Source organism: Pseudomonas sp. LAMO17WK12:I10 (assembly GCF_900215185.1).
GTDB classification, from domain to species: Bacteria; Pseudomonadota; Gammaproteobacteria; order Pseudomonadales; family Pseudomonadaceae; genus Aquipseudomonas; species Aquipseudomonas chlororaphis.
On sequence record NZ_OBDX01000005.1, the window covers coordinates 165,103 to 186,998 of the forward strand.

Consider the following 21,896-nt stretch of genomic DNA (forward strand, 5'->3'; position numbering starts at 1 on the left):
ACCCGAAGGTCGCCTTTTCATTCCCGCAACGCTGATCAGAACTCGTGATCGGCGTTGTCCGGGTTCAGGTCGCTGATGCCCAGCTTGCCCGCGGCCTGTTCGATCGAACCGGTCTGCTTGACCAGCGCGGCGATGGCGTCACGCACGATCTGGTTGCCCGCGTCGTTGCCGGCGGCGATCAGCTGGTCGTAGTGCTCACCCTTGTTGGCGTGATCGACCATGACCTGGATCTTGGCTTCGGTGGCGGCCAGGTCGGCCTTCAGTGCGGTGTCGGCGGCCGGGTCGATTTTCGCCACCAGCGACGACAGGCTGGCGCCGGTCAGCTTGGTGCCGTCGACGCGGGTATATTCGCCCAGGTACACGTTGCGGATGCCCTTGGCATCGTAGAAGTGCGAGTTGTGGGTGTTGTCGCTGAAGCAGTCCTGTTCGTCTTCAGGGGAGTTGGCTTCCAGGGACACCTTCATGCGCTCGCCCGCCAGTTCGCCCAGGGACAGGCTGCCCATGCCGAACAGCATTTTGCGCAGGCCGCTTTCAGCCGGTTCGGCTTCCAGGGTGGCGCGGTAGTTGTCGGCCACGTTCGGCTTCCAGTTGCCGACCATTTCTTCCAGGTCGTTGACCAGCAGTTGGGTCACGGCTTTCAGGTAGGCACGGCGACGGTAGTTGTGGCCGCCGGTGGCGCCGGCGCCTTCCAGGTAGTCGGAAGCCGGACGGTTGCCGGCGCCAGGGCCGGTGCCGTTCAGGTCCTGGCCCCAGAGCAGGAATTCGATGGCGTGGTAGCCGGTGGCGACGTTGGCCTCGGAACCGCCCAGCTCGTTGAGGCTGGCGAGTTTTTCCGGGGTGATGTCTTTCACGTCGACCTTGTCTTCGCCGACCTGGACTTCAGTGTTGGCGATGATGTTGGCGGTGGCGCCCGGGTTACCCAGCGCGTGCTCGTAGGACTTGTCGACGTAGTCGATCAGGCCTTCGTCCAGCGGCCAGGAGTTCACCTGGCCTTCCCAGTCGTCGACGATGGTGTTGCCGAAGCGGAACACTTCGCTCTGCAGGTAAGGCACGCGAGCCGCGACCCAGGCAGCCTTGGCGGCTTTCAGGGTGTCGGCGTTGGGCTTGGCGAGGAAGGCGTCGATCGCGGTCTGCAGGGTCTTCGCGGTGGATTCGGCATCGCTGTACACGGCGAAGACCATGTCGGCGTAATGCGCGACGACCGCCTTGGCCGCCGCTTCATCGACCTTGCCGGCCGCAGGCGCGGTGGCCGGGGCTGCGGTGCTGGCGGCTGGGGTAGCGGCTTGCGGCGCGGCAGCCTGGTCTTTGCCTTCGCCGCAACCGGCGAGGGAAATAGCGATGGCCAACAGACTGGCGGTAGCCAGAGGCATACGAATCATGGCGAACATCCTGCTTCGAGAGAGGGGTGGAGTGGCGCGGGGGACGCGCAAAACTGCGACATAATGCGAAAGATTTGCATTATGTGTAAAGGGTTGCGGTTGTAAATATTTCCTATTCAGAACGCGATTGCGCTGGATCAGGCTTATGCGCGCAATCGGGTCTTCAGAGGATGGCCGCGTTACTGCGCTGGGCCTGTTTCAGGTAGGCGCTCAGCTCCCGTGCCGGCAGGGGTTTGCTGTAGTGATAGCCCTGACCTTCGTGGCAGCCTTCGGAGATGATGTAGGCCTCTTGTTCGGCGGTTTCCACGCCCTCGGCGATCACCTGCATGCCCAGGCTTTTGCCCAGCTGGATGATCGCCCGCACGATGGTCGCATCGTCGTCGTCATCCAGCAGGTCCTGGACGAAGCTCTTGTCGATCTTGATCTTGTCCAGCGGCAGGCTCTTGAGGTAGCTCAGGGACGAGTAGCCGGTACCGAAGTCGTCGATGGCGATCAGCGCCCCCGAGCGGCGCAGGCTCAACAGGTGCTGGGCGGCGGTGCTGATGTCTTCCATCAGGCCGGTTTCGGTGACTTCCAGCTCCAGGCTGCGCGGCGGCAGGCGATAGATCTGCAGCAGGTTGTTGACCACCCGCGGCAGCTCGGCGTGGTGCAGTTGCACGGTGGACAGGTTGACCGCCATGCGCAGGTCGCTGAAGCCCAGGTCATGCCATTCGCGCAGTTGGCGGCAGGCCTGGTCCAGCACCCATTCGCCGATGGCGATGATGGTGCCGTTCTGCTCGGCCAGTGGAATGAACAGGTCCGGCGGGACGAAGCCGTGTTCCGGGTGCTGCCAGCGCAGCAGCGCCTCGACCCCGACCACCCGATGATCGCGGTAGCTGATCTGCGGCTGGTAGACCAGGTGGAACTGCTCGCGGCTCAGGGCTTCGCGCAGGTCTTTTTCCAGTTCGCGGCGCCGGCGCATCTCGCTGTCGACGCTGGCGATATAGAACTGATAACGGTTGCGCGACCGGCTCTTGGCCAGGGTCATGGTCTGCTCGGCTTTCTGCAGCAGCTTCTCGGTGCTGTCGCCGTCTTCCGGGAACAGGGTGATGCCGATGGTGGCGCGCAGGCGGATTTCCTGGTGGTCGAGGGCGAACGGTGCTTCCAGGTCGTCGAGAATGCTCTGCGCCAGTTCGGCGGCTTCGTAGGGTTGTTCGATATCGGCCTGGACCAGGGCGAACTGGTCGCCGCCAAGGCGGGCGAGGGCGCCCAGGCGGCCACTGTGGGCTCGCAGGCGATCGGCCAGGGCCAGCAGCAACTGGTCGCCGGTCTGGTAGCTGAACTGTTCGTTGATGCCCTTGAAGTCGTCGAGGCCGACACAGAGCACCGCGACCCGGCGTTGCAGGCGGCCGGCGTCGATCAGGATCTTGTCCAGTTGCTGCTGCAACTGCTGGCGGTTGGGCAGGCCGGTGAGGAAGTCGTACTGGGCCATGCGCAGCAGGCTGTTTTCCGCTTCATGGCGCAGGTGCGTGTTGCGTTCGATCGATGCCAGCAGCTGGTTGGCGGTATTGATCCAGATCCCCAGCTCGTTTCGCTCGTGGCCCTTGAGCAACGGGATCTGATGTTCGCTGGGGCGGTCCGGATTGATAGTGGTCAGGTGCTCGATGATGCGCGACAGCGGCTTGGTCAGCAGCCAGTGGTAAACCAGATACAGCACCAGGCCCATGGCCAGGGCGCGCAGTACGCCGGAAATGAAAATGATCACCGAGCTGACGATAAACCCCTGGCCGTAGGTGGCCGTGTCGAGGGTGATGCTCAGGTCGCCGTAGTATTCGCTGTAGGGCCCGCGACCCACCAGTTGGGTGGTGAAGGTGCGCTCCTTGCCGAGGATCAGATCGGTCAGCCAGCGGCTGGGGGAGTTCTGCAACTCACGGGTTTTTTCCGCGAGCATGGTTTCGTTGGGATGGCCAATAGAGGCCATGCGCACAGCATCGTCCTGGAACAGGCCTTCGATGACTTGCATGCCCATTTCGCGGTCCAGGCTGTAGACGGCCTGGGTGGAGGGGTCGCGAAACATGTCGAGAATGCGCTGGGCATCATTAGCGACCGCCTGCCGAGTCTTATAAGCATCGAAGACGATTTGTGCGCAGCTCAGCACTACGCCCACTATCAGTGCCGACAGCAGCACAACCCGGAGCAACTTCACCGACAAGCTGTTTTTGAGTTCCAGCTTCAAAGGGTTATTCCTTGTTCCGTGCGGGTAGCGTCAAGTTGCCATGAGTATTGGCAATCCCGTGATGGCAGTCAAAGGGACAATCAGGCCCAGGATATTTCACCTGGAGGCTTGGTTGGAATGCCGGGAGCCAGCATGTCCGCGCTTATCGGTTATATGTCGGTAGCCAAGCCTTGCAACTTGAGGGACGGCGGAGATTTTTTACCTGAATAGAGAGGTTAGTCCGCCGGGCTGGCGCGGCAAGCCGGGCCCCTTGCCGGTAAAACGAAAAAACCCGGCAATGCCGGGTTTTTTGACTGCAAACGGGCTTAGGCGACGAAGGTCTTGCCTTCGAACTGCTCGGCCACGAATTTCCAGTTGACCAGGTTCCAGAACGCTTCGACGTATTTAGGACGCAGGTTGCGATAGTCGATGTAGTAAGCGTGTTCCCAGACGTCGCAAGTCAGCAGCGGGGTGTCGCCGCTGGTCAGCGGGTTGCCGGCGCCGATGGTGCTGGCCAGGGCCAGGGAACCGTCAGCCTTTTTCACCAGCCAGCCCCAACCGGAACCGAAGGTGCCGACGGAAGTCTTGGTGAATTCTTCTTTGAACTTGTCGAACGAACCGAAAGCGGCGTTGATGGCTTCAGCCAGAGCGCCGGTTGGTTGACCGCCGGCGTTTGGTGCCAGGCAGTTCCAGTAGAAAGTGTGGTTCCAGACCTGAGCGGCGTTGTTGAAGATACCGCCCGAGGAAGACTTGACGATCTCTTCCAGGGTCTTGCCTTCGAACTCGGTGCCTGGCACCAGGTTGTTCAGGTTCACGACATAGGTGTTGTGGTGCTTGTCGTGGTGGTATTCCAGGGTTTCCTTGGAAATGTGCGGCTGCAGGGCATCGTGTGCGTAAGGCAGCGGCGGCAATTCGAAAGCCATGATGATTCTCCTAATCAGGTCAGTTGCGGTGAGCGCAAGGCCGATCACGGGCGGCCAGACAAGCGCCGGGGAGTTTGTACTCTTTGCGGCGCAGGGTTCGGATCATAGCACCGGGGGTGCGGCTTAACCACGCAACAACTGTGTGGGATAGAGGTTCCAGAGCCTTTTGGAATAAATCACCCGGCGGTCATCAACTGAACCGCGACACTGAACATCATCACCGCCACCAGCAGGTCGAGAATGCGCCAGGTGCTCGGCCGTGCCAGCCATGGAGCCAGCCATGCGGCGCCGAGGGCCAGGGTGAAAAACCACAGCAGCGAAGCACTGGCCGCCCCGACCACATAGGCGCCGGGTTCGGTCTGTTGTGCGCCCAGCGAGCCGATCAGCAACACCGTGTCCAGGTACACATGGGGGTTGAGCAGGGTCACCGCCAGCGCACTGAGCAGCACCGCGCGCAGCGAGCGCACGGTCTGGTTCTCGCCCTGCTGCAGGCTCTGCCTGGAACAGGCGCGACGCAGGGCCTGGCTGCCGTACCAGATCAGGAACGCGGCGCCGCCCCAGCGGGCAACCGCCAGCAGTGTCGGGCTCTGCGCCAGCACCGTGGCCAGGCCGAATACCCCGGCCGCCACCAGCAACGCATCGCAGGTCACGCACAGCACGGCCACCGGCAGGTGGTGTTCGCGCCGCAGGCTCTGGGCCAGGACAAACGCATTCTGGCTGCCGATCGCCATGATCAGCCCGGCCGCCACCAGCAGCCCGTTAACGTAGCTCTGCCACATAGCCTTTACTCCTTGCCCGCCGCCAGTTGCCGCAGCACGCCCATGGCGCGCTCGGCATCGGCCTTAGCGACAAACAGATGATCGTGGTAGTAGCCGGCGATCACGTTGCAGCTGATCCCGGCCTTGCACAGGGCGCTGGCGAACGCAGCGGTCAGGCCGACGGCTTCCAGGGCCGAATGCACGTTCAGGGTGATCCAGGCCGCGACGTAATCGAAACCCAGCCCCAGCCGCTCGGCTTGCTGGCGCTCAAGGATCACCGTGAGTCCTTCCTGCTCGCGAAAACTGCCCAGTACGTCGCTACCTTCGAGCAGCGCGCGATCGGCGATGGAGCAGAACACGTAGTCGCCGTGGTTGAGCTGCGGGCTCATGCTGCGCAGCAGGGTATCGAGGGAGGTTTCGCCAGCCATGAAAAAGGTCCTTGAACGAGAAAGCATGCTGGCTATTCTCCGGTGGCAGGCTGTATAAGAAAAACCAATATTGCTGATCGCTCATTAGGAAAAGTGATGTTCGACTATAAATTGCTGTCCGCCCTGGCCGCGGTGATCGAACAGGCCGGATTCGAGCGTGCCGCGCAGGTGCTGGGGTTGTCGCAGTCGGCCATTTCCCAGCGGATCAAGCTGCTCGAAGCGCGGATCGGCCAGCCGGTGCTGGTACGGGTCACGCCGCCGGCGCCGACGGAAATCGGCCGGCGCCTGCTCAACCATGTGCAGCAGGTACGCCTGCTCGAGCGCGACTTGCAGAGCCAGGTGCCGGCCCTGGACGAGGAAGGTTTGCCGGAGCGTCTGCGCATTGCCCTCAACGCCGACAGCCTGGCCACCTGGTGGGCCGAGGCGGTGGGCGACTTCTGTGCCGAGCAGCATTTGCTCCTCGACCTGATCGTCGAAGACCAGACCGTGGGCCTCAAGCGCATGCGCGCCGGCGAAGTGGCAGCCTGTGTCTGCGCCAGCGAGCGGCCGGTGGCGGGCGCCCGCAGCGTGCTGCTGGGGGCCATGCGCTACCGTGCCCTGGCCAGCCCGGCCTTCCTTGCGCGGCATTTTCCGCAAGGCGTGCAAGCCGAGCGCCTGGCCCGCACGCCAGCCCTGGTGTTCGGCCCGGACGATTTCCTGCAGCACCGCTACCTGGCGGCGCTGGGTGTCGATGGCGGGTTCGAGCATCACCTGTGTCCCTCGTCCGAGGGTTTTATCCGCCTGACCGAGGCCGGTCTGGGCTGGGGGTTGGTGCCCGAATTGCAGGTGCGCGACCAGTTGGCGCGGGGGGTGTTGGTGGAGCTTTTGCCAGATAAGCCGATCGATGTGCCGCTGTACTGGCATCATTGGCGCAATGGTGGCCAACTGCTGGGCCTGCTCACCGAGCACCTGGCGCGTTCTTCGGCGCAATGGCTGGTGCCGTTGGCGTGACACCAGGCGTCAAGGCATCAGGCAATAGCGTTAAGCAATACATAGTGCGACAGGCATGAAACACGAAAGCAATCGGAGCAAGTCATGAAAATTCTGGTCACCGGCGCAAGCGGCTTCATTGGTGGACGCTTCGCGCGTTTTGCCCTTGAGCAGGGCCTGGATGTACGGGTCAACGGGCGTCGGGCCGAAGGTGTGGAGCATCTGGTGCGGCGCGGGGCCGAGTTCGTCCAGGGCGACTTGAGCGACGCGGACCTGGTGCGCGACCTGTGTCGCGACGTCGACGCAGTGGTGCATTGCGCGGGGGCGGTGGGGCTCTGGGGGCGCTATCAGGACTTTCATCAGGGCAACGTGCTGGTCACCGAAAACGTGGTCGAAGCCTGCCTCAAGCGCCATGTCCGGCGCTTGGTGCATCTGTCGTCGCCGTCGATCTATTTCGACGGTCGCGACCATCTGGGTCTGACCGAGGAGCAGGTGCCCAAGCGCTTCAAGCACCCTTATGCCGCCACCAAATACCTGGCCGAGCAGAAGGTGTTCGGCGCCCAGGAGTTCGGCCTGGAGGTGCTGGCGCTGCGCCCGCGCTTTGTCACCGGCGCCGGCGACATGAGCATTTTCCCGCGCCTGTTGAAGATGCAGCGCAAGGGCCGCCTGGCGATCATCGGCAACGGCCTGAACAAGGTCGATTTCACCAGTGTGCAGAACCTCAACGAAGCGCTGCTCAGCAGTCTGCTGGCCAGCGGCTCAGCCCTGGGCAAGGCCTACAACATCAGTAACGGCGCGCCCGTGCCGTTGTGGGACGTGGTGAACTACGTGATGCGCCAGATGGGCGTGCCGCAGGTCACGCGCTACCGCTCCTTTGGCCTGGCCTACAGCGTGGCGGCCCTCAATGAAGGCTTCTGCAAGCTCTGGCCGGGCCGTCCGGAGCCGACCCTGTCGCGCCTGGGCATGCAGGTGATGAACAAGAACTTCACCCTGGATATCAGCCGCGCCCGCCATTATCTGGATTACGAACCTAAGGTCAGCCTGTGGACGGCCCTGGATGAGTTCTGTGGCTGGTGGAAGGCCCAGGACATACGCTGAAAATAAACACTGAACCGAGTTCGGGGTTCAGGGTCGATCAGGGCGGCGGGTTAGCGGTTTATACTCGCCGCATTCAGCTATCACCGCGGTTTTAGAAAGGTTGCCCCATGCGTAACGATGCCAACGACGACTTCGACGATGTTCCAAGCCTGCGTGCCGATACCCTCGACGATGATTTTCCGACCACCGCCGCGGGGCGCGCGCGTACTTCGGTGCATTCGCGCAGCGTGCCGGCAGCCAAGGTCAAGGCGCCGAGTGCCGGGCCGCTCTGGGCGCTGGTCGGCGCCTTGTTCTTCGCCTTTATCGGCCTGGCCTGGTGGAGCTTCCAGCAGATCTCGCTGATGGAGCAGCAACTGGTCGCTACCCAGGAAAGTTTCGCCCGCATCAGCGAAGAAGCGGCGGGACGCCTGCAGGATATTTCCGGCAAGGTGGTGGCCAGCCAGTCCAGCGTCAACAGCGACAGCGAAGCCTTGAAGCTGCAGATCAAGCAGCTGGAAAGCCGCCTGCAGGACCAGGGCAAGCAGCAGCAAGGCGTGGCCGGGCAGGCCACGGACCTGGACAAGCGCCTGGCCCAGATGACCGCGCAAGCCACCGAGCAGCAAGCGGCCAATACCCAGTTGCAGGCACAGGTGAAAACCTTGGGCAGCGAACTGGCCGCCCTGAAAAGCGCGCCTGCCGACACCAGCAAGGTCGATGCCCAGTTCAAGAGCCTGAACGCCGAGATCGCCGCCTTGAAGAAACAGGGCAACCCGAGCGCCGCCATCGAGCGTCTGGAGCAGGACATCATCGTGCTCAAGAGCCAGCAGGACAATCGTCCCGCCGCGGCCCAGGGCGGCACCAACACCGCCGAGTTCGACGCTTTCCGCGGCCAGGTCACTCGCAACATCAATACTCTGCAGAGCCAGATCCAGAATCTGCAGCAGCAGCTCAATACCCGTCCCTGACCCTGGCGACCTTCCCGCGCGTGGCGTGGGAAGGTCGCGGTTTTGCTTCTCGCCTCCCTGCTTCGCTGAATACTCGACCATATCCCGCAGCCGTCTACGCTCTTGAAACACCAACAAGAACGAGGGACGCGCAATGAGGGGATTGCTTAGAGCCACGGTGCTGGGAGGGTTGCTGATGTTCTGCGCCAGCCAGCTCCAGGCGGCGGACGATGCCACGGCGGCCAAGGCCCTGCTGGAGAAGGCCCTGGCCTATTACCACGACCACGGTGACAAGGCCTTCGCCGCGTTCAGCCGGCAGGGCGAGTTCGTCGACAAGGACCGCTATGTGTTTGTGGTCGACACCCAGGGGGTGATGCTGGCCAGTGGCGGGCCGTCGTCGGCGCTGATCGGCCGCGATGTTTCCGAGGTGCTCGGGCCGGATCTGCAAAAGGCCTTCAAGGACGCGCTGAAGATTCCCGAGGGCAATGGCATCCAGCAAGCCGAATACCGCTGGCAGAACTGGGCCGACGGCAAGGTCGAGCGCAAGCATGTGTATTACCAGCGGGTCGGCGAGCGGATCCTGGCGGTCGGCTATTACCTGCCACGGGCTTCCGCCGAGCAGGCCAAAGCCTTGCTGGACAAGGCGGCGACCGAACTGGTCAAGGACGAGAAGGGCACGCTGACAGCGATCAACTCGCTCAAGGGCGGCTTCCTGCAGGACGACCTGTATGTGTTCGTGGTCGACCTGGACAACCAGCGCTACGTGGCCCACGGCACCAATCTGCGGTTGATCAATACCGACTTCGGCAAGGTCAAGGACCCGGATGGCAAACCGGTGGGCGAGCCGATCCTGGCGCTGATGGCCACCCAGGATCAGGGCGAGTATGAGTACCGCTGGAAGAACCCGGTGACGGCCAAGGTGGAAGACAAGCACGCCTACCTGCGCAAGGTCGGGCACTTCCTGGTGGCGGTGGGGTACTACAGCCCGTGACGGTCGGTCGCCAGCCAGCTCGCCTGTAGCAGAGCTGGCTGGCGATGCCGTTATTTGACCTTGTCTTCGCGCCCGCGCAGCAGCGCGTTGGGCATGGCCAGCGCCGCCGCCAACCCCAGCAACGACACCGCCGCACTGACCATCAGCAAGTGTTTGAAGGTCAGCAGCAACTCAGCCCGCAAGGCTCCCTGTTCCGGACCCGGCGCGGCGTTCAAGCCGTCGAGCAGCACATTGCCCGAGTGGCCTTCGCCGATCAGCGCCGAGCCGCTCAATTGGGTGAAGCTGGAATCCTGCAACAGCGCCAGCAACAGTGCCGACATCAAGGCCACGCCTACCGCACCGCCCAGGGAGCGGAACAGGTTGGTGGTGCTGGTGGCGACCCCGATGTCCCGTTGTTCCACCGAGTTCTGGCTGCCCACCAGCGACGTCGGGAACTGCATGCCGGAGGCAATCCCGCTGAACAACATGAACACGCTGCTCAGCAGCACCGCCTGGGGCGGGCTGAAGGCCATGCCGAGAACGGTCAGCGGCATCAGCAGGGCGCCACTGAGGATCATCGGCTTGTAGCGACCGGTCACCGAGGTCATGCGTCCGGCGAAGTAGGCGCCCATCGGCAGGCCGATGGCCAGCGGCAGCAGGTGCAAGGCGGCGCTGTCGGCACCGGCGCCGGTGACGCTCTGAAAGCGCAACGGCATCAGCACCGTCAGCGAGATGGCCTGGAAGCTGGTGAAGAACACCGTGCACCAGCACAACATGGCGTTGCGATTGGCGAACAGGTGCATGGGCAGCAGCGGCTCTTGCGTGCGCCGTTCATGCCAGGCGAACAGGGCCAGGGCGACGACGGCACACGCCAGCAGGCCCAGCACTTCGCTGCTGCGCCAGGCGTGACCCTGGCCGAAATGGGTGATCGCCAGCAGCAGGGCTGTCAGGCCGATGATCATCAGCAGCGTGCCGAGGTAGTCGATGATCGGTTTGCGCTGCGGAATCGGCAGCCCCCGCAGGTTGCGCCGGGCCACCAACCAGGCGCCCAGGCCCAGGGGCAGGTTGATCAGGAACACCCAGCGCCAGGACAGGTATTCGGTCATGTAGCCGCCGAGCACCGGGCCGGCGACGCTGGCCGCCGCGTACATGCTGCTGAAGTAACCCTGGTAACGCCCGCGCTCGCGAGGCGGCACGATGTCGCCGATGATCGCCTGGCTGACCGAAATCATCCCGCCGGCGCCGATGCCCTGGAAGATCCGCGCCAGCACCAGCTGTTCCATGTTCTGCGCCATGGCGCAGAACAGCGACGCCAGGGTGAACAAGCCCATGCCGAACAGCATCAGCTTGCGCCGCCCATAGAGGTCGCCGAGCTTGCCGTAGATCGGCACCGACACGGTCATGGCCACCATGTAGCCGGAAATCACCCAGGCCAGCAGGCTGACATCCTTGAATTGCGCGGAGATGGCGGGCATGGAGACCGCGACTATGGTCTGGTCCAGGGCGCCGAGGAAGATCGCCAGCATCAGGGCGATCAGTACGCTGCGAAGAGCCAATTGGGGTTGGCCAGGCTGGTTGGGATTGGACACGAAATAACCTGCGGGCAGTGATTGACCCGCAGGGTGCAAGGCGAGCGGGAATGCTCGCCAGTGTACTCGATAGGCTCCTACTCGATAGCCTCGTAAGGAAGGCCGACGTAATTTTCCGCGATGGTTTTGCGCCCGGCCTCGGAGTCGACGAAGTACGCCAGCTCCGACTCGGCGATGCGCTGGCTGAAGTCGTCGGAGTCGGGGAAACGGTGCAGCATCGCGGTCATCCACCAGGAGAAACGCTCGGCCTTCCAGATCCGCCGCAGGCAGATTTGCGAATACTTCTGCAGCAGGTCGGTGCGTTGCTCGCGGTAGACCTTGAGCAGGATGTTGAACAGCGTGCTGACATCGCTGGCGGCCAGGTTCAGGCCCTTGGCCCCGGTGGGCGGCACTATGTGCGCGGCATCGCCGACCAGGAACAGCCGCCCATATTGCATCGGCTCGACCACGAAGCTGCGCAGCGGCGCGATGCTTTTCTCGATCGACGGCCCGGTCACCAGGCGCTCGGCCAGCTCCTCGGGCAGGCGCTTCTTGAACTCGTCCCAGAAGCGTTGATCGGACCAGTCGGCGACATTTTCCTCTGCCGGTACTTGCAGGTAGTAGCGGGTGCGGGTGGTCGACCGCATGCTGCACAGGGCAAAGCCGCGTTCGTGGCGGGCGTAGACCAGTTCGTCGTGGACCGGCGGGGTGTCGGCGAGAATGCCGAGCCAGCCGAACGGATAGACGCGTTCGAACACCTTGAGCTTGTCGGCCGGGATCGACTGCCGGGCGACTCCGTGGAAACCGTCGCAGCCGGCGATGTAGTCGCAGTCCAGGCGATGGGGTTCGCCCTGGTAATCGAAGGTCAGGTAGGGCTGGTCGCTGTGCATGTCGTGAGGGCGCACGTTGTCGGCCTGGTACAGGGTCTGGGCGCCGACGGCCTGGCGGGCTTGCATCAGGTCGCGGGTGACTTCGGTCTGGCCGTAGATCATCACGCTTTTGCCATTGGTGAGGGCGTGCAGGTCGATGGCCACCCGACGGCCGTCGAGGGCCAGTTCGAAGCCGCCGTGCACCAGGCCTTCGGCGTCCATGCGCTGGCTGACCCCGGCCTGGCGCAGCAGGTCGACCATGCCTTGTTCCAGCACCCCGGCGCGGATGCGTCCGAGTACGTAATCCGGGGTTTGTCGTTCGAGGATCAGGGTATCGATGCCGGCCTTGTGCAGCAGTTGGCCAAGCAGGAGTCCGGAGGGGCCGGCGCCAATGATGGCGACTTGAGTTTTCAGGGTTTTCATTGTTTTTATGACTCGCAAGCTTCACGCGAACAGGTTCGCTGACTGATTTTTATGTTTCGAGTGCCTGCATTTTTCACTTGTGATGCTGTCAGTTGAAGGTGAAAACTGAGCCGATACCTGTTCATTTCACCAATCGGTGCGATTATCGCCCGTCACCCAGAGGCCTGGATTGCAGTTATGAATAAGCCTGCCTTGCCTTCAATTCCGGTGTTCAAACTCTATGGGGAAAGCCTGGATTGGCCGACACCGGACCTGCTGCACTGCGAAACCATTTCCAAGCGCAGCCGCGAGCACCATTGGGAAATCAAGCCGCATCGGCATGCCGATCTCTGTCAATTACTGTTCGTGCATCGCGGCCAGGCCGAGCTTGAGATCGAAGGCCAGCGCACGCTGCTGGGAGAGTCGGCGCTACAGATCCTGCCGGCCCTGTCGGTGCACGGCTTTCGTTTTTCCGAAGACATCGACGGTTATGTGGTGACCCTGGCGGCGCCCTTGATGGCCCATCTGCAAGCCCAGCTGGGGCATTCGGTAAATGCCCTGGCCGTGGCCGAGAGCTACCCGGCGGGCGCCGACGGCGACTACCTGAACAGCCTGTTTGCCGCGTTGCAGAACGAGTACCAGGGACGTGAGCCGGCGCGGGAAATGCTCATGCACTCGCTGGTCAGCGTGATCATGGTGTGGGTCAGCCGCCAGGCGATCCGGCGCCGCAGCGCCAGCCAGCGACCGCAGCGGGCACGGGAGTATTTCAATGGGTATATCCAACTGGTGGAGGCTCACTATCGCGAGCATGTGAAGGTCGAGGACCTGGCGCACAAGCTGGGGATTTCCGTTTCCCACCTCAATGGCACCTGTCGTGAACTGGCGGGCCAGCCGGCCCTGCAGATCATGCATGAGCGTCAGCTGCTGGAGGCCAAGCGCCTGCTGACCTACACCAGCATGACCATCTACGAGATTTCCGACACCCTGGGGTTTTCCGATCCCACCAACTTCACCCGGCTGTTCCGCCGCCGGGTCGGGATCTCGCCCAAGGCCTTCCGCGACCGGCTGAAGACCGATCACGAACAGTGACGCCGCGCGCCTGCATCATTTCAGGGAGTTGAGGGTCGCGGTATGCGGGATGCACTGGTCGACGTTGCAACTGGCGTAGACACGGGGCTGTTGCCGGGCCTGCTCGACGCGATAGGCCGCTGTTCCATACAGCGCCAGGGTCGCGGTGCAGGTAACGAAAATGGCCAGGTATCTTCTTGTTTTGATGTTCATGGCAAACACCTCTGAACGAATACCCCTGCGCGTGTGGGGGTACTGTTATCAGCATAGATCAGCCATAGGGATCAGCCATGGCCGCCGGCCAGGTCGCGGGCAGCGTGTTGACGGGGTATTCAGCGGTCTTATTGGGCTTTAAAGGCCCTTGTCCCACTCCGGCTCCTCGGGGAAACGCAGCACCAGGAAATCCAGCATGCTGCGCAGGGCCGCCGGCATGTGCTTGCGCGAGGCGTAGACCGCGTACATGTTCATTTGCCGGGGTTCTGCGTGGGGCAGCAGGCGCACCAGTTCGCCGCTGTGGATATGCACCCCGGCCAGGAAGCTGGGCAGCATGGCCACGCCGGCCCCGACCATGGTCGCGCGCAACAGGGTGCTGGCTTCGTTGGCGCTGATATTGCCCTGCACCGGGACCGAAACCTGTTCGCCGTCCTGCTCGAAATGCCACAAGCTCTTGCCGAAATAGGAGTGGGTCAGGCAGTTGTGCTGGCTGAGTTCCTCGACGCGTTGCGGCGCCGGGTGCTCACGCAGGTAATCCGGCGAGGCGCAGATCACCGAGCGGCAGACCGTCAGGCGCCGGGCGATCAGGTTCGGGTCCAGGTCGTTGCTGGTGCGGATCGCCAGGTCGATGCGCTCGTCCACCAGGTTCACCGTGCGGTCGAGCATCTGCAGGTCGATGCTGACGCCGGGGTAACGCTTGACGTAGGTGGCCATGGCATCGGCCAGCTGGGCCTGGCCGAACGAGGTGCTGACGCTGATGCGCAGCAAGCCGCGGGGCGCGTCGTCGGGTTCGCTGACGGCGGCCTGCATGTCCGTCGACAACTCGAGCATCTGCCGGCAGCGGGGCAGGATCTCCGTGCCTGCCGCGGTCAGGCTCAGCTTGCGGGTGGTGCGGTGCATCAGCCGGGCGCCGACCCAGTCCTCCAGTTCCGCCAGATAGCGCGAAACCACCGGCCGCGAGAGGTCCAGGTGGTCGGCGGCGGCCGACTGGCTGCCGAGATCGACTACGGTGACGAAGACGCGCATTGCTTGAAGACGATCCATGATTTGCCCGCTTTCAGAAACAAACTATGTCCAAGCATCGCATTTTTTGTAACGAGTGCGGCAACTAAGCTTCATCTCCATCGCCTACCCCTGGCCACTTACGGCCGACAGACCATCGGAGCTGCACATGATCGGATTCACCTCACTCAAGCGCCTGCTGCTGGCCACCGCTACCCTGGGTTTCGCCGCCCATGCCGCCGCCGTCGAGCCGGCCCTGAGCCTGGATGTGTACAACCCGGGCGCCGCGGCGATCTTCCCGGTGACTTCGGTGCTGGTCAGCGGCAAGAAGGAAGCGATCCTGGTGGATGCGCAGTTCGGCAAATCCCAGGCCGAGCAACTGGTGGAAAAGATCCGCGCCAGCGGCAAGCAACTGACCACCATCTACATCAGCCACGGTGACCCGGACTACTACTTCGGCCTGGACACCATCACCCAGGCCTTCCCCAAGGCCAAGGTCGTGGCTTCGCAGCCGACCGTCGAGCACATCAAGGCCACGGTCGACGGCAAGCTCGCATTCTGGGGCCCGAAAATGGGCGCCGACGTGCCGGCCAAGACCATCGTGCCGGGCGTGCTCAAGGGCCACAGCCTGAGCCTGGAAGGGCAGAAGCTGGACATCATCGGCCTGGACGGCAAGCAACCTGACCGTACCTTCGTCTGGATCCCGTCGATCAAGGCGGTCGTCGGTGGCGTGGTGGTCGCGGAAAACATCCATGTGTGGATGGCCGACACCCAGACCGCGCAATCCCACAAGGATTGGCTGACGACCCTGGACACCATCGCCGCGCTGAAACCCCAGACCGTGGTGCCCGGCCATTACCTTGGCGAAAGCGCCCGCTCCCTGGCTGCCGTGCATTTCACCGCCGACTACATCAAGGCCTTCGATGAAGAAACCGCCAAGACCAAGGATTCCGCCGAACTGATCGCGGCAATGAAAAAACGTTACCCGGACCTGGGCGAAGACAGCTCCCTGGAACTGAGCGCCAAGGTCGCCAAGGGCGAAATGAAGTGGTGACTCGACCGTCCCCGCGCCTGGCGCGGGGGCATTTCCTGTATGGCTTTGTATCACTTGTCGAAACTGGAGAACTGTCATGAGCAAGATCGCAATCATTGGGGCCACCGGCCGTGCCGGTAGCCAACTGCTGGAAGAAGCCCTGCGTCGTGGTCACAGCGTTACCGCGATTGCCCGTAACCCGGCGAAAATCGGCAATCGCGCCGGTGTGGTGAGCAAGGCGGTCGACGTGCTGGACGGCGCGGCGTTGCAAGCGGCGATCGCCGGTCACGATGCAGTGATCAGCGCGGCGCACTTTTCCACCATCGCGCCCAAGGCCGTGATCGATCCGGTGAAGAAGGCTGGGGTCAAACGCCTGCTGGTGGTGGGCGGTGCCGGTTCGTTGCTGTTGCCCGACGGCAGCCGGGTGATCGATGCCGTCGGTTTTCCGGACGAATACAAGGCCGAAGCCAGTGCCGGCGCAGCGTTCCTCGATACCCTGCGCCAGGAACAAGAGCTGGACTGGACCTTCCTGTCGCCATCGGCGGAGTTCGTCGAAGGCGAGCGCCGCGGGCAGTTCCGCCTGGGCCAGGATCACCTGCTGGTGAGCGCCGAAGGCAAGAGCTGGATCACCTTCGCCGACTACGCCATCGCCATGATCGATGAGCTGGAAACACCGAAGCATTCCCGCCAGCGTTTCACGGTCGGTTACTGAGCCTGTAGCCGCTGCCGCAGGCTGCGATCGAGCGCGTAGCGCTCGTAATCCAGGCACCGCGGTGATACCTGCAAGAGCGCGGTGTCTGGTTTTACGACTGCTGCGCAGCCGATCGCAGGCTGCGCCAGCGGCTACAGGGTTACAGCGGCTACAGGGCTATCTGGCCCGGGCCTGTTCCACCAGCCAGTCCAGCAACGCCCGCAACTGCGGCGACGGTGCCGAGCGATCGGGGTGCACCAGGTAATAACCCAGCCCCGTACGGACCTTCAGTTCAAATGGCATGACCAGCCGCCCGGCGCTCAGGTCTTCGCCGATCAATGCCCAATCGCCAATGGCCACTCCCGTCCCCTGGGAGGCGACCGACATCGCCAGGTCCAGGGTTTCGAAATGCTGCCCCTTGTCGATGTTGTTCAGCACCGTCCCAGAGGCTTTCAGCCAGGTACTCCAGTCATGGGTATCCAGGGTCGGATGCAGCAGCATGTGTTGCTGCAGGTCGGTCGGGGTCTGGAGCGGTATCGCCCCTTCGAGCAATGCAGGTGAACACACCGGCGTCAGCTGTTCGTCGAACAGGTGATAGGCCCCGAGGGTGGAAGGGGGCGGGGCACCGTAAATCACCGCGGCGTCGAACTGCTCGCGGCTGAAGTCCACCCCGTGCTGCACCGTGGTGGTCAGCCGGACGGGAACGTCCGGACGCTCCTTCTGCCATTGCATCAGGCGTGGCAACAACCAGCGCATCACGCAGGTGGACGCCTTGAGTTGCAGGGTGTCGCGGTTCACCCCGACCTGTTCCACCCCCTCGCTGATCAGGCCGAATACCTGTTCCACCCGTGGCAGCCATTCCCGTCCTTCGGCCGTCAGGCTCAGGCCGCGGGCCTGGCGCTGGAACAAGGCATAACCCAGGTGACTCTCCAGGCCGGCGATCTGCCGGCTCACCGCACCCTGGGTGATATGCAGCTGCTCGGCCGCGTGGGTGAAGTTGCAGCAGCGCGCGGTGATCAGAAAGGTGTGCAGCGCGGGTAGGGGCGGGAGGCGTTTCATAAAGGGCCAAGGCATGACGTGAGGACATGGCGAGTATGACTTTTTATCCATTGTTCCCGCTACACGCGGCCCGTTCCAATGACGCCTTCCCCGTGCCTGGCCATGCAGCGGCCAGCCAGGCACACCGTCTCAAGCGAACAAGAAGGGCAAGACATGGCGACGTGCGGCGAAGTGTTGGTCAAGTTACTCGAAGGTTATGGCGTCGAGCAGGTCTTCGGCATTCCCGGGGTGCATACCGTCGAGCTGTATCGCGGCCTGGCCCGTTCGAGCATCCGGCATGTCACGCCCCGCCACGAGCAGGGCGCCGGTTTCATGGCCGACGGCTATGCCCGCACCAGTGGCAAGCCGGGGGTGTGCTTCATCATCACCGGCCCGGGAATGACCAACATCACCACCGCCATGGGCCAGGCCTATGCCGACTCGATTCCGATGCTGGTGATCTCCAGCGTGCAATCGCGCAGCCAGCTCGGCGGCGGCCGCGGCAAGCTGCATGAACTGCCGAACCAGGGCGCCCTGGTGGGCGGCGTGGCGGCGTTCTCCCATACCCTGATGTCCGCGGGGGAACTGCCGGGTGTGCTGGCCCGCGCCTTCGCGTTGTTCCAGGCCGGCCGCCCGCGCCCGGTGCACATCGAAATCCCCCTCGACGTGCTGGTGGAGGAGGCCGACGACCTGCTCGACAGCGAGCCGGTGAGCATCGCCCGGGCCGGTGCCGCGCCCGCCGCCATCGCGCGGATGAGCCAGCTGCTGGCCGGCGCCAGGCGTCCGCTGATCCTCGCCGGCGGTGGCGCGATCGATGCCGCCGCGTCCCTGACCCGCCTCGCCGAATGGCTCCAGGCGCCCGTGGCCCTGACCATCAATGCCAAGGGCATGCTGCCGTCCCGGCACCCGTTGCTGATCGGTTCGACCCAGTCGCTGGTGGCGACCCGTGCCCTGGTGGCCGATGCCGACGTGGTCCTGGCCATCGGCACCGAGCTGGCCGAAACCGATTACGACGTGACCTTCGCCGGTGGTTTCGAGATTCCTGGCGCCCTGCTGCGCATCGACATCGACCCTGACCAGACCGTGCGCAACTATCCGCCGAAAGTGGCGCTGGTGGCCGACGCGCACAGCGCAACCGAAGCCTTGCTGGCCGAGCTGGGCAAGCAATCGCTGAGCGAGCGCGACAGCGCCTGGGGCGCGGCCCGTGCCGCTGCCCTGCGTAGCACACTGGAGCAGCAGTGGGACGCCCCGACCCGGGCGCAGACTCTGTTCCTCGAAACCGTCCTGCAGGAGCTGCCGCAGATCGTCATCGTCGGCGACTCCACGCAGCCGGTGTACAGCGGCAATCTGACCTTCAACCCCGAGCGTCCGCGCCGCTGGTTCAACTCCTCGACTGGCTACGGCACCTTGGGTTATGCCTTGCCGGCGGCGATCGGCGCCTGGCTCGGTGGCGCTTCCGAACGCAACGCCCGGGGCCCGGTGGCGTGCCTGATCGGCGACGGCGGCCTGCAGTTCACCCTGTCGGAACTGGCCTGCGCGGTGGAAGCACACACGCCAATCATCGTGCTGCTGTGGAATAACCAGGGCTATGAAGAGATCAAGAAATACATGGTCAACCGCGACATCGAGCCGGTGGGCGTGGACATCTACACGCCGGACTTCATCGGCGTGGCCAAGGCCCTGGGCTGCTTCGCCGAGGCCATCGACAGCGTCGACGGATTGCGCGATGCGTTGCGCGCGGCCAGCGATCGCCAGGGCCCGACCCTGATCGAAATCGACCAGGCCGGCTGGATGCGGGCGGTGCAGGCATGAACCCGACAAACCTGTTGAACGGCCTATACATCGATGGCCAGTGGCATGCCGGCAGCGCGCTGTTGTCGGTGATCAATCCGTCTACCGAAGAGCCACTGGCCGTGGTCGGTGGCGGCGACCCACACAGCGTCGAGCAGGCGGTAAGTGCCGCCCAGGCCGGGCTCGCCAAGTGGGCCGCGACCTGCGGCGCCGAGCGTGGCGCGGTGTTGCGGCGGATCGCCGCCGGTGTCGCCGAGCGTCGTGAACGCCTGATGCAACTGCAGTCGAGCAACAATGGCAAGCCGCAATTCGAAGCGGCCATCGACGTCGACGACGTGATTGCCACCTTCGAGTACTACGCGGGGCTGGCCGAAGGCCTGGACGCCACCCAGGACCGCGATGTGCCGCTGCCCAGCGATGATTTCAGCGCCCGTGTGCGGCGTGAGCCCTGTGGCGTGGTCGGCCTGATCGTGCCGTGGAACTTCCCGATGGTCACCACCGCCTGGAAGCTTGCGCCGGCCCTGGCCGCCGGTTGCAGCGTGGTGCTCAAACCCTCGGAAGTCACGCCGCTGCCGGAACTGGAGCTGGCGGCGATCATCGCCCGGAGCGGCTTGCCCAAGGGCGTGTTCAACCTGGTCTGTGGCACCGGCCTGGCGGTGGGCGCGCCGCTGGCGGCCGATCCGCGGGTGGCGAAGATTTCCTTTACCGGCAGCAATGCGGTCGGGGTCCAGGTCATGCAGCGCGCGGCGGAGACGGTCAAGGGCGTGAGCCTGGAACTGGGTGGCAAATCTTCGCTGCTGGTGCTGGCCGATGCCGATCTCGAACTGGCGGTGGAGCTGGCCTGCGGTGGCGGTTTTTTCAACGCCGGGCAGATGTGCTCCGCCACCAGCCGGGTGCTGGTGGCCGACGAACTGGCGGACGAATTCCTCCTGCGCCTCAAGGCACGGGCCGAGGCGATTCGGGTGGCGGACCCTTTCGATCCGGACGTGGAGATGGGCGCGCTGGTCAACCAGGCGCAATACCAGCGCGTGCTGGGCCATATCGATCGCGGACTGAGTGTCGGGGCCAAGTTGGTGTGTGGCGGCGAGCGCCCGGCGGACCGTGCGCGCGGCTTTTTTGTGCGGCCGACGATCTTCACCGAAGTGCCCCTCGACAGTGCGCTGTGGCGTGAGGAGATCTTTGGCCCGGTGCTCTGCGTGCGCAGTTTCGCCAGCGAGGCCGAGGCCATCGCGCTGGCCAACGACAGCGAATTCGGCCTGGTGGCCAGTGTGGTCGGCGCCGATGTGCAGAACGCCGAGCGAGTCGCCAATGCCTTGCAGGCCGGGCTGGTGTGGATCAACGCACCGCAGGTGATCTTCCCGCAGACCGCCTGGGGCGGCTACAAGCAGAGCAGCATCGGCCGCGAGCTGGGGCCTTGGGGTTTGCAGGCGTTCCAGGAGATCAAGCACGTGGTTCGCGCGCGGTAACAGTCTTTTGAAGCGAGATGGTTCTCTGTAGGGGGGAGTCAGACGCTGCTGCGCAGGCGCGCCATGTCGCGCAGCGGCGGGGCGCCGAACTGGCGGCTGTATTCGCGGCTGAACTGCGAGGGGCTTTCGTAGCCGACCCGGTAACCGGCGGCGGACGCCTCCAGCCCTTCAGTCAGCATCAGGCGCCGGGCTTCCTGCAGGCGCAGTTGCTTCTGATACTGCAAGGGGCTCATGGCGGTCATGGCCTTGAAACGGTGGTGCAGGGTGGACACGCTGAGGTTCACCCCTCGCGCCAGATCGTCGATGCGCAGCGGTTGCTCGTAGTTGCCGTTCAGCCACTTGATGGCCTGGCTGACCCGGTGGCTCTGGCTGTTGGCAATGGCGATCTCATACAACCGGTGGCCCTGCGGGCTGCGCAACAGCCGGTAGAGAATTTCCCGACGAATCAGCGGCGCGAGCATGGCGATGTCTTTGGGTGTGTCCAGCAGGCGGGTCAGGCGCAGCACGGCGTCGAGCATCGGCGTGTCCAGGCGTTCCACATACAGGCCGCGGCCGACAGGACGGTTCGGCACCCCCAGTGGCCCGGCATCGGCGATCAGCGTGCTGATCTCGGCCGGGTCGATGTCCAGGCGCAGGGCCAGGACCGGTTCCAGCGGCGAGACATCGGCCAGGCGCCCGCTCAACGGCATGGAAACCGAGACCACCAGGTAGTTGAGCGGGTCGTAGTTGAACTCCTCGTCGGCCAGCCGCACTTCCTTGCGCCCCTGGGCCATGATGCACAGGGCCGGCTGGGCCAGCACCGAGGCGAAATCGTGGGAGTGGCTGTGGCGCGAGACGAACAGCGACTGGATCGCCGTGGCATAGCTGCCGTCTTCGCCGGTATTGCGAGCAATGATCCCGGCCAGCTCCGCCCGCTGTTTTTCCATCTCCGCATCCAGTGGCGGCTGCTGGGTTTCGAGCGATGACATGAAGGCCCCTCCGGAAAGATTGCGAATGGCCACAGCTTAAATTTGTGCAAGCGCCAGGGGTAGGCGATTCCTGCGTAAATCTTGCCTGATCCTGCCACGCGTGCGCGCGTGAGTAGAGTCGAGTCCTGTGCGCGGGCTGTCACTT

The 21,896-nt window shown here is 64.0% G+C and carries 20 protein-coding genes; 9 read left to right on the forward strand and 11 right to left on the reverse strand.

From position 1 onward, the window contains the following. Positions 1 to 35 precede the first annotated feature (35 nt). From CRO75_RS08415 to CRO75_RS08435, 5 genes are all read right to left on the reverse strand, one after another. The gene (locus tag CRO75_RS08415) at positions 36 to 1,379 is read right to left on the reverse strand and encodes an imelysin family protein (RefSeq protein ID WP_097135010.1); all 1,344 of its coding nucleotides are present in this window, start codon (positions 1,377 to 1,379) and stop codon (positions 36 to 38) included. A gap of 163 nt (positions 1,380 to 1,542) precedes the next feature. Beyond that, positions 1,543 to 3,594 carry a GGDEF domain-containing phosphodiesterase gene (locus CRO75_RS08420; protein WP_007929764.1) on the reverse strand — a complete coding sequence of 684 codons (2,052 nt, stop codon included), beginning with the start codon at positions 3,592 to 3,594 and terminating at the stop codon, positions 1,543 to 1,545. A 305-nt stretch (positions 3,595 to 3,899) separates the two neighbouring features. Beyond that, positions 3,900 to 4,496 (reverse strand): Fe-Mn family superoxide dismutase, encoded by a 597-nt coding sequence (locus CRO75_RS08425; RefSeq protein ID WP_007929765.1) that lies wholly within the window; start codon positions 4,494 to 4,496, stop codon positions 3,900 to 3,902. 176 nt (positions 4,497 to 4,672) lie between these two features. Next, a complete protein-coding gene (locus tag CRO75_RS08430; RefSeq protein WP_009045341.1) occupies positions 4,673 to 5,275 on the reverse strand; it encodes a LysE/ArgO family amino acid transporter in 603 nt (200 codons plus the stop codon). 5 nt (positions 5,276 to 5,280) lie between these two features. Beyond that, positions 5,281 to 5,682: an ACT domain-containing protein gene (locus tag CRO75_RS08435; RefSeq protein WP_097134971.1), complete on the reverse strand. Its 402-nt coding sequence runs from the start codon at positions 5,680 to 5,682 to the stop codon at positions 5,281 to 5,283. A gap of 96 nt (positions 5,683 to 5,778) precedes the next feature. On the opposite strand from CRO75_RS08435, the gene CRO75_RS08440 reads away from it, so the two are divergent. The 4 genes from CRO75_RS08440 (at position 5,779) to CRO75_RS08455 (ending at position 9,663) form a co-directional block, all read left to right on the forward strand. After that, positions 5,779 to 6,672, forward strand: a complete 894-nt coding sequence (locus tag CRO75_RS08440; protein WP_009045339.1) for a LysR family transcriptional regulator ArgP — start codon at positions 5,779 to 5,781, stop codon at positions 6,670 to 6,672. Positions 6,673 to 6,756: 84 nt separating this feature from the next. Then, positions 6,757 to 7,749, forward strand: a complete 993-nt coding sequence (locus tag CRO75_RS08445) for an NAD(P)-dependent oxidoreductase (protein WP_009045338.1) — start codon at positions 6,757 to 6,759, stop codon at positions 7,747 to 7,749. A gap of 107 nt (positions 7,750 to 7,856) precedes the next feature. Then, complete coding sequence (locus CRO75_RS08450; protein WP_085532139.1) at positions 7,857 to 8,693, forward strand: ATPase; 837 nt, start codon at positions 7,857 to 7,859, stop codon at positions 8,691 to 8,693. A gap of 133 nt (positions 8,694 to 8,826) precedes the next feature. Next, positions 8,827 to 9,663, forward strand: coding sequence for a cache domain-containing protein (locus CRO75_RS08455; RefSeq protein ID WP_097134972.1), 837 nt, complete (start codon positions 8,827 to 8,829; stop codon positions 9,661 to 9,663). A gap of 50 nt (positions 9,664 to 9,713) precedes the next feature. Here CRO75_RS08455 and CRO75_RS08460 read toward each other — a convergent pair whose 3' ends face one another. Then, a complete protein-coding gene (locus CRO75_RS08460) occupies positions 9,714 to 11,231 on the reverse strand; it encodes an MDR family MFS transporter (RefSeq protein WP_097134973.1) in 1,518 nt (505 codons plus the stop codon). A gap of 77 nt (positions 11,232 to 11,308) precedes the next feature. Further along, positions 11,309 to 12,493: a 4-hydroxybenzoate 3-monooxygenase gene (pobA, locus tag CRO75_RS08465; protein ID WP_177409736.1), complete on the reverse strand. Its 1,185-nt coding sequence runs from the start codon at positions 12,491 to 12,493 to the stop codon at positions 11,309 to 11,311. A 186-nt stretch (positions 12,494 to 12,679) separates the two neighbouring features. Here pobA and CRO75_RS08470 point away from each other — a divergent pair, with 186 nt between their 5' ends. Further along, entirely contained in the window at positions 12,680 to 13,570 is an 891-nt protein-coding gene (locus tag CRO75_RS08470) for a helix-turn-helix domain-containing protein (protein WP_085532135.1), read from the forward strand. 15 nt (positions 13,571 to 13,585) lie between these two features. On the opposite strand, the gene CRO75_RS32985 is transcribed toward CRO75_RS08470, so the two are convergent. Together CRO75_RS32985 and CRO75_RS08475 are read right to left on the reverse strand one after the other, a co-directional pair. Beyond that, positions 13,586 to 13,762, reverse strand: coding sequence for a hypothetical protein (locus CRO75_RS32985; protein WP_009045332.1), 177 nt, complete (start codon positions 13,760 to 13,762; stop codon positions 13,586 to 13,588). Positions 13,763 to 13,900: 138 nt separating this feature from the next. Next, on the reverse strand, positions 13,901 to 14,806 hold the full coding sequence (locus tag CRO75_RS08475) for a LysR family transcriptional regulator (protein WP_009045331.1): 906 nt from the start codon (positions 14,804 to 14,806) through the stop codon (positions 13,901 to 13,903). Positions 14,807 to 14,933: 127 nt separating this feature from the next. Here CRO75_RS08475 and CRO75_RS08480 point away from each other — a divergent pair, with 127 nt between their 5' ends. Then, the gene (locus CRO75_RS08480) at positions 14,934 to 15,818 is read left to right on the forward strand and encodes an MBL fold metallo-hydrolase (RefSeq protein WP_097134975.1); all 885 of its coding nucleotides are present in this window, start codon (positions 14,934 to 14,936) and stop codon (positions 15,816 to 15,818) included. A gap of 76 nt (positions 15,819 to 15,894) precedes the next feature. Next, on the forward strand, positions 15,895 to 16,509 hold the full coding sequence (locus CRO75_RS08485; protein WP_097134976.1) for an NAD(P)-dependent oxidoreductase: 615 nt from the start codon (positions 15,895 to 15,897) through the stop codon (positions 16,507 to 16,509). Positions 16,510 to 16,665: 156 nt separating this feature from the next. Here the strand turns inward: CRO75_RS08485 and CRO75_RS08490 are convergent, their stop codons facing one another. Continuing rightward, a complete protein-coding gene (locus CRO75_RS08490; RefSeq protein ID WP_097135011.1) occupies positions 16,666 to 17,547 on the reverse strand; it encodes a LysR substrate-binding domain-containing protein in 882 nt (293 codons plus the stop codon). 153 nt (positions 17,548 to 17,700) lie between these two features. Here CRO75_RS08490 and CRO75_RS08495 point away from each other — a divergent pair, with 153 nt between their 5' ends. Further along, on the forward strand, positions 17,701 to 19,338 hold the full coding sequence (locus tag CRO75_RS08495; protein ID WP_097134977.1) for a 5-guanidino-2-oxopentanoate decarboxylase: 1,638 nt from the start codon (positions 17,701 to 17,703) through the stop codon (positions 19,336 to 19,338). After that, positions 19,335 to 20,783, forward strand: coding sequence for an aldehyde dehydrogenase family protein (locus tag CRO75_RS08500; protein WP_097134978.1), 1,449 nt, complete (start codon positions 19,335 to 19,337; stop codon positions 20,781 to 20,783). Before CRO75_RS08495 ends, CRO75_RS08500 begins: the two co-directional genes overlap by 4 nt. A gap of 38 nt (positions 20,784 to 20,821) precedes the next feature. Here CRO75_RS08500 and CRO75_RS08505 read toward each other — a convergent pair whose 3' ends face one another. Further along, positions 20,822 to 21,751: an AraC family transcriptional regulator gene (locus tag CRO75_RS08505; protein ID WP_009045326.1), complete on the reverse strand. Its 930-nt coding sequence runs from the start codon at positions 21,749 to 21,751 to the stop codon at positions 20,822 to 20,824. Positions 21,752 to 21,896: the final 145 nt, after the last annotated feature.

Excerpts from the sequence above, each read along its gene's own strand:
- CRO75_RS08415 (WP_097135010.1), bottom strand. The coding sequence starts at position 1,379 with ATGATTCGTATGCCTCTGGCTACCGCCAGTCTGTTGGCCATCGCTATT.
- CRO75_RS08425 (WP_007929765.1), bottom strand. The coding sequence starts at position 4,496 with ATGGCTTTCGAATTGCCGCCGCTGCCTTACGCACACGATGCCCTGCAG.
- CRO75_RS08430 (WP_009045341.1), bottom strand. The coding sequence starts at position 5,275 with ATGTGGCAGAGCTACGTTAACGGGCTGCTGGTGGCGGCCGGGCTGATC.
- CRO75_RS08435 (WP_097134971.1), bottom strand. The coding sequence starts at position 5,682 with ATGGCTGGCGAAACCTCCCTCGATACCCTGCTGCGCAGCATGAGCCCG.
- CRO75_RS08440 (WP_009045339.1), top strand. The coding sequence starts at position 5,779 with ATGTTCGACTATAAATTGCTGTCCGCCCTGGCCGCGGTGATCGAACAG.
- CRO75_RS08445 (WP_009045338.1), top strand. The coding sequence starts at position 6,757 with ATGAAAATTCTGGTCACCGGCGCAAGCGGCTTCATTGGTGGACGCTTC.
- CRO75_RS08450 (WP_085532139.1), top strand. The coding sequence starts at position 7,857 with ATGCGTAACGATGCCAACGACGACTTCGACGATGTTCCAAGCCTGCGT.
- CRO75_RS08455 (WP_097134972.1), top strand. The coding sequence starts at position 8,827 with ATGAGGGGATTGCTTAGAGCCACGGTGCTGGGAGGGTTGCTGATGTTC.
- CRO75_RS08470 (WP_085532135.1), top strand. The coding sequence starts at position 12,680 with ATGAATAAGCCTGCCTTGCCTTCAATTCCGGTGTTCAAACTCTATGGG.
- CRO75_RS32985 (WP_009045332.1), bottom strand. The coding sequence starts at position 13,762 with ATGAACATCAAAACAAGAAGATACCTGGCCATTTTCGTTACCTGCACC.
- CRO75_RS08475 (WP_009045331.1), bottom strand. The coding sequence starts at position 14,806 with ATGGATCGTCTTCAAGCAATGCGCGTCTTCGTCACCGTAGTCGATCTC.
- CRO75_RS08480 (WP_097134975.1), top strand. The coding sequence starts at position 14,934 with ATGATCGGATTCACCTCACTCAAGCGCCTGCTGCTGGCCACCGCTACC.
- CRO75_RS08485 (WP_097134976.1), top strand. The coding sequence starts at position 15,895 with ATGAGCAAGATCGCAATCATTGGGGCCACCGGCCGTGCCGGTAGCCAA.
- CRO75_RS08490 (WP_097135011.1), bottom strand. The coding sequence starts at position 17,547 with ATGAAACGCCTCCCGCCCCTACCCGCGCTGCACACCTTTCTGATCACC.
- CRO75_RS08495 (WP_097134977.1), top strand. The coding sequence starts at position 17,701 with ATGGCGACGTGCGGCGAAGTGTTGGTCAAGTTACTCGAAGGTTATGGC.
- CRO75_RS08500 (WP_097134978.1), top strand. The coding sequence starts at position 19,335 with ATGAACCCGACAAACCTGTTGAACGGCCTATACATCGATGGCCAGTGG.
- CRO75_RS08505 (WP_009045326.1), bottom strand. The coding sequence starts at position 21,751 with ATGTCATCGCTCGAAACCCAGCAGCCGCCACTGGATGCGGAGATGGAA.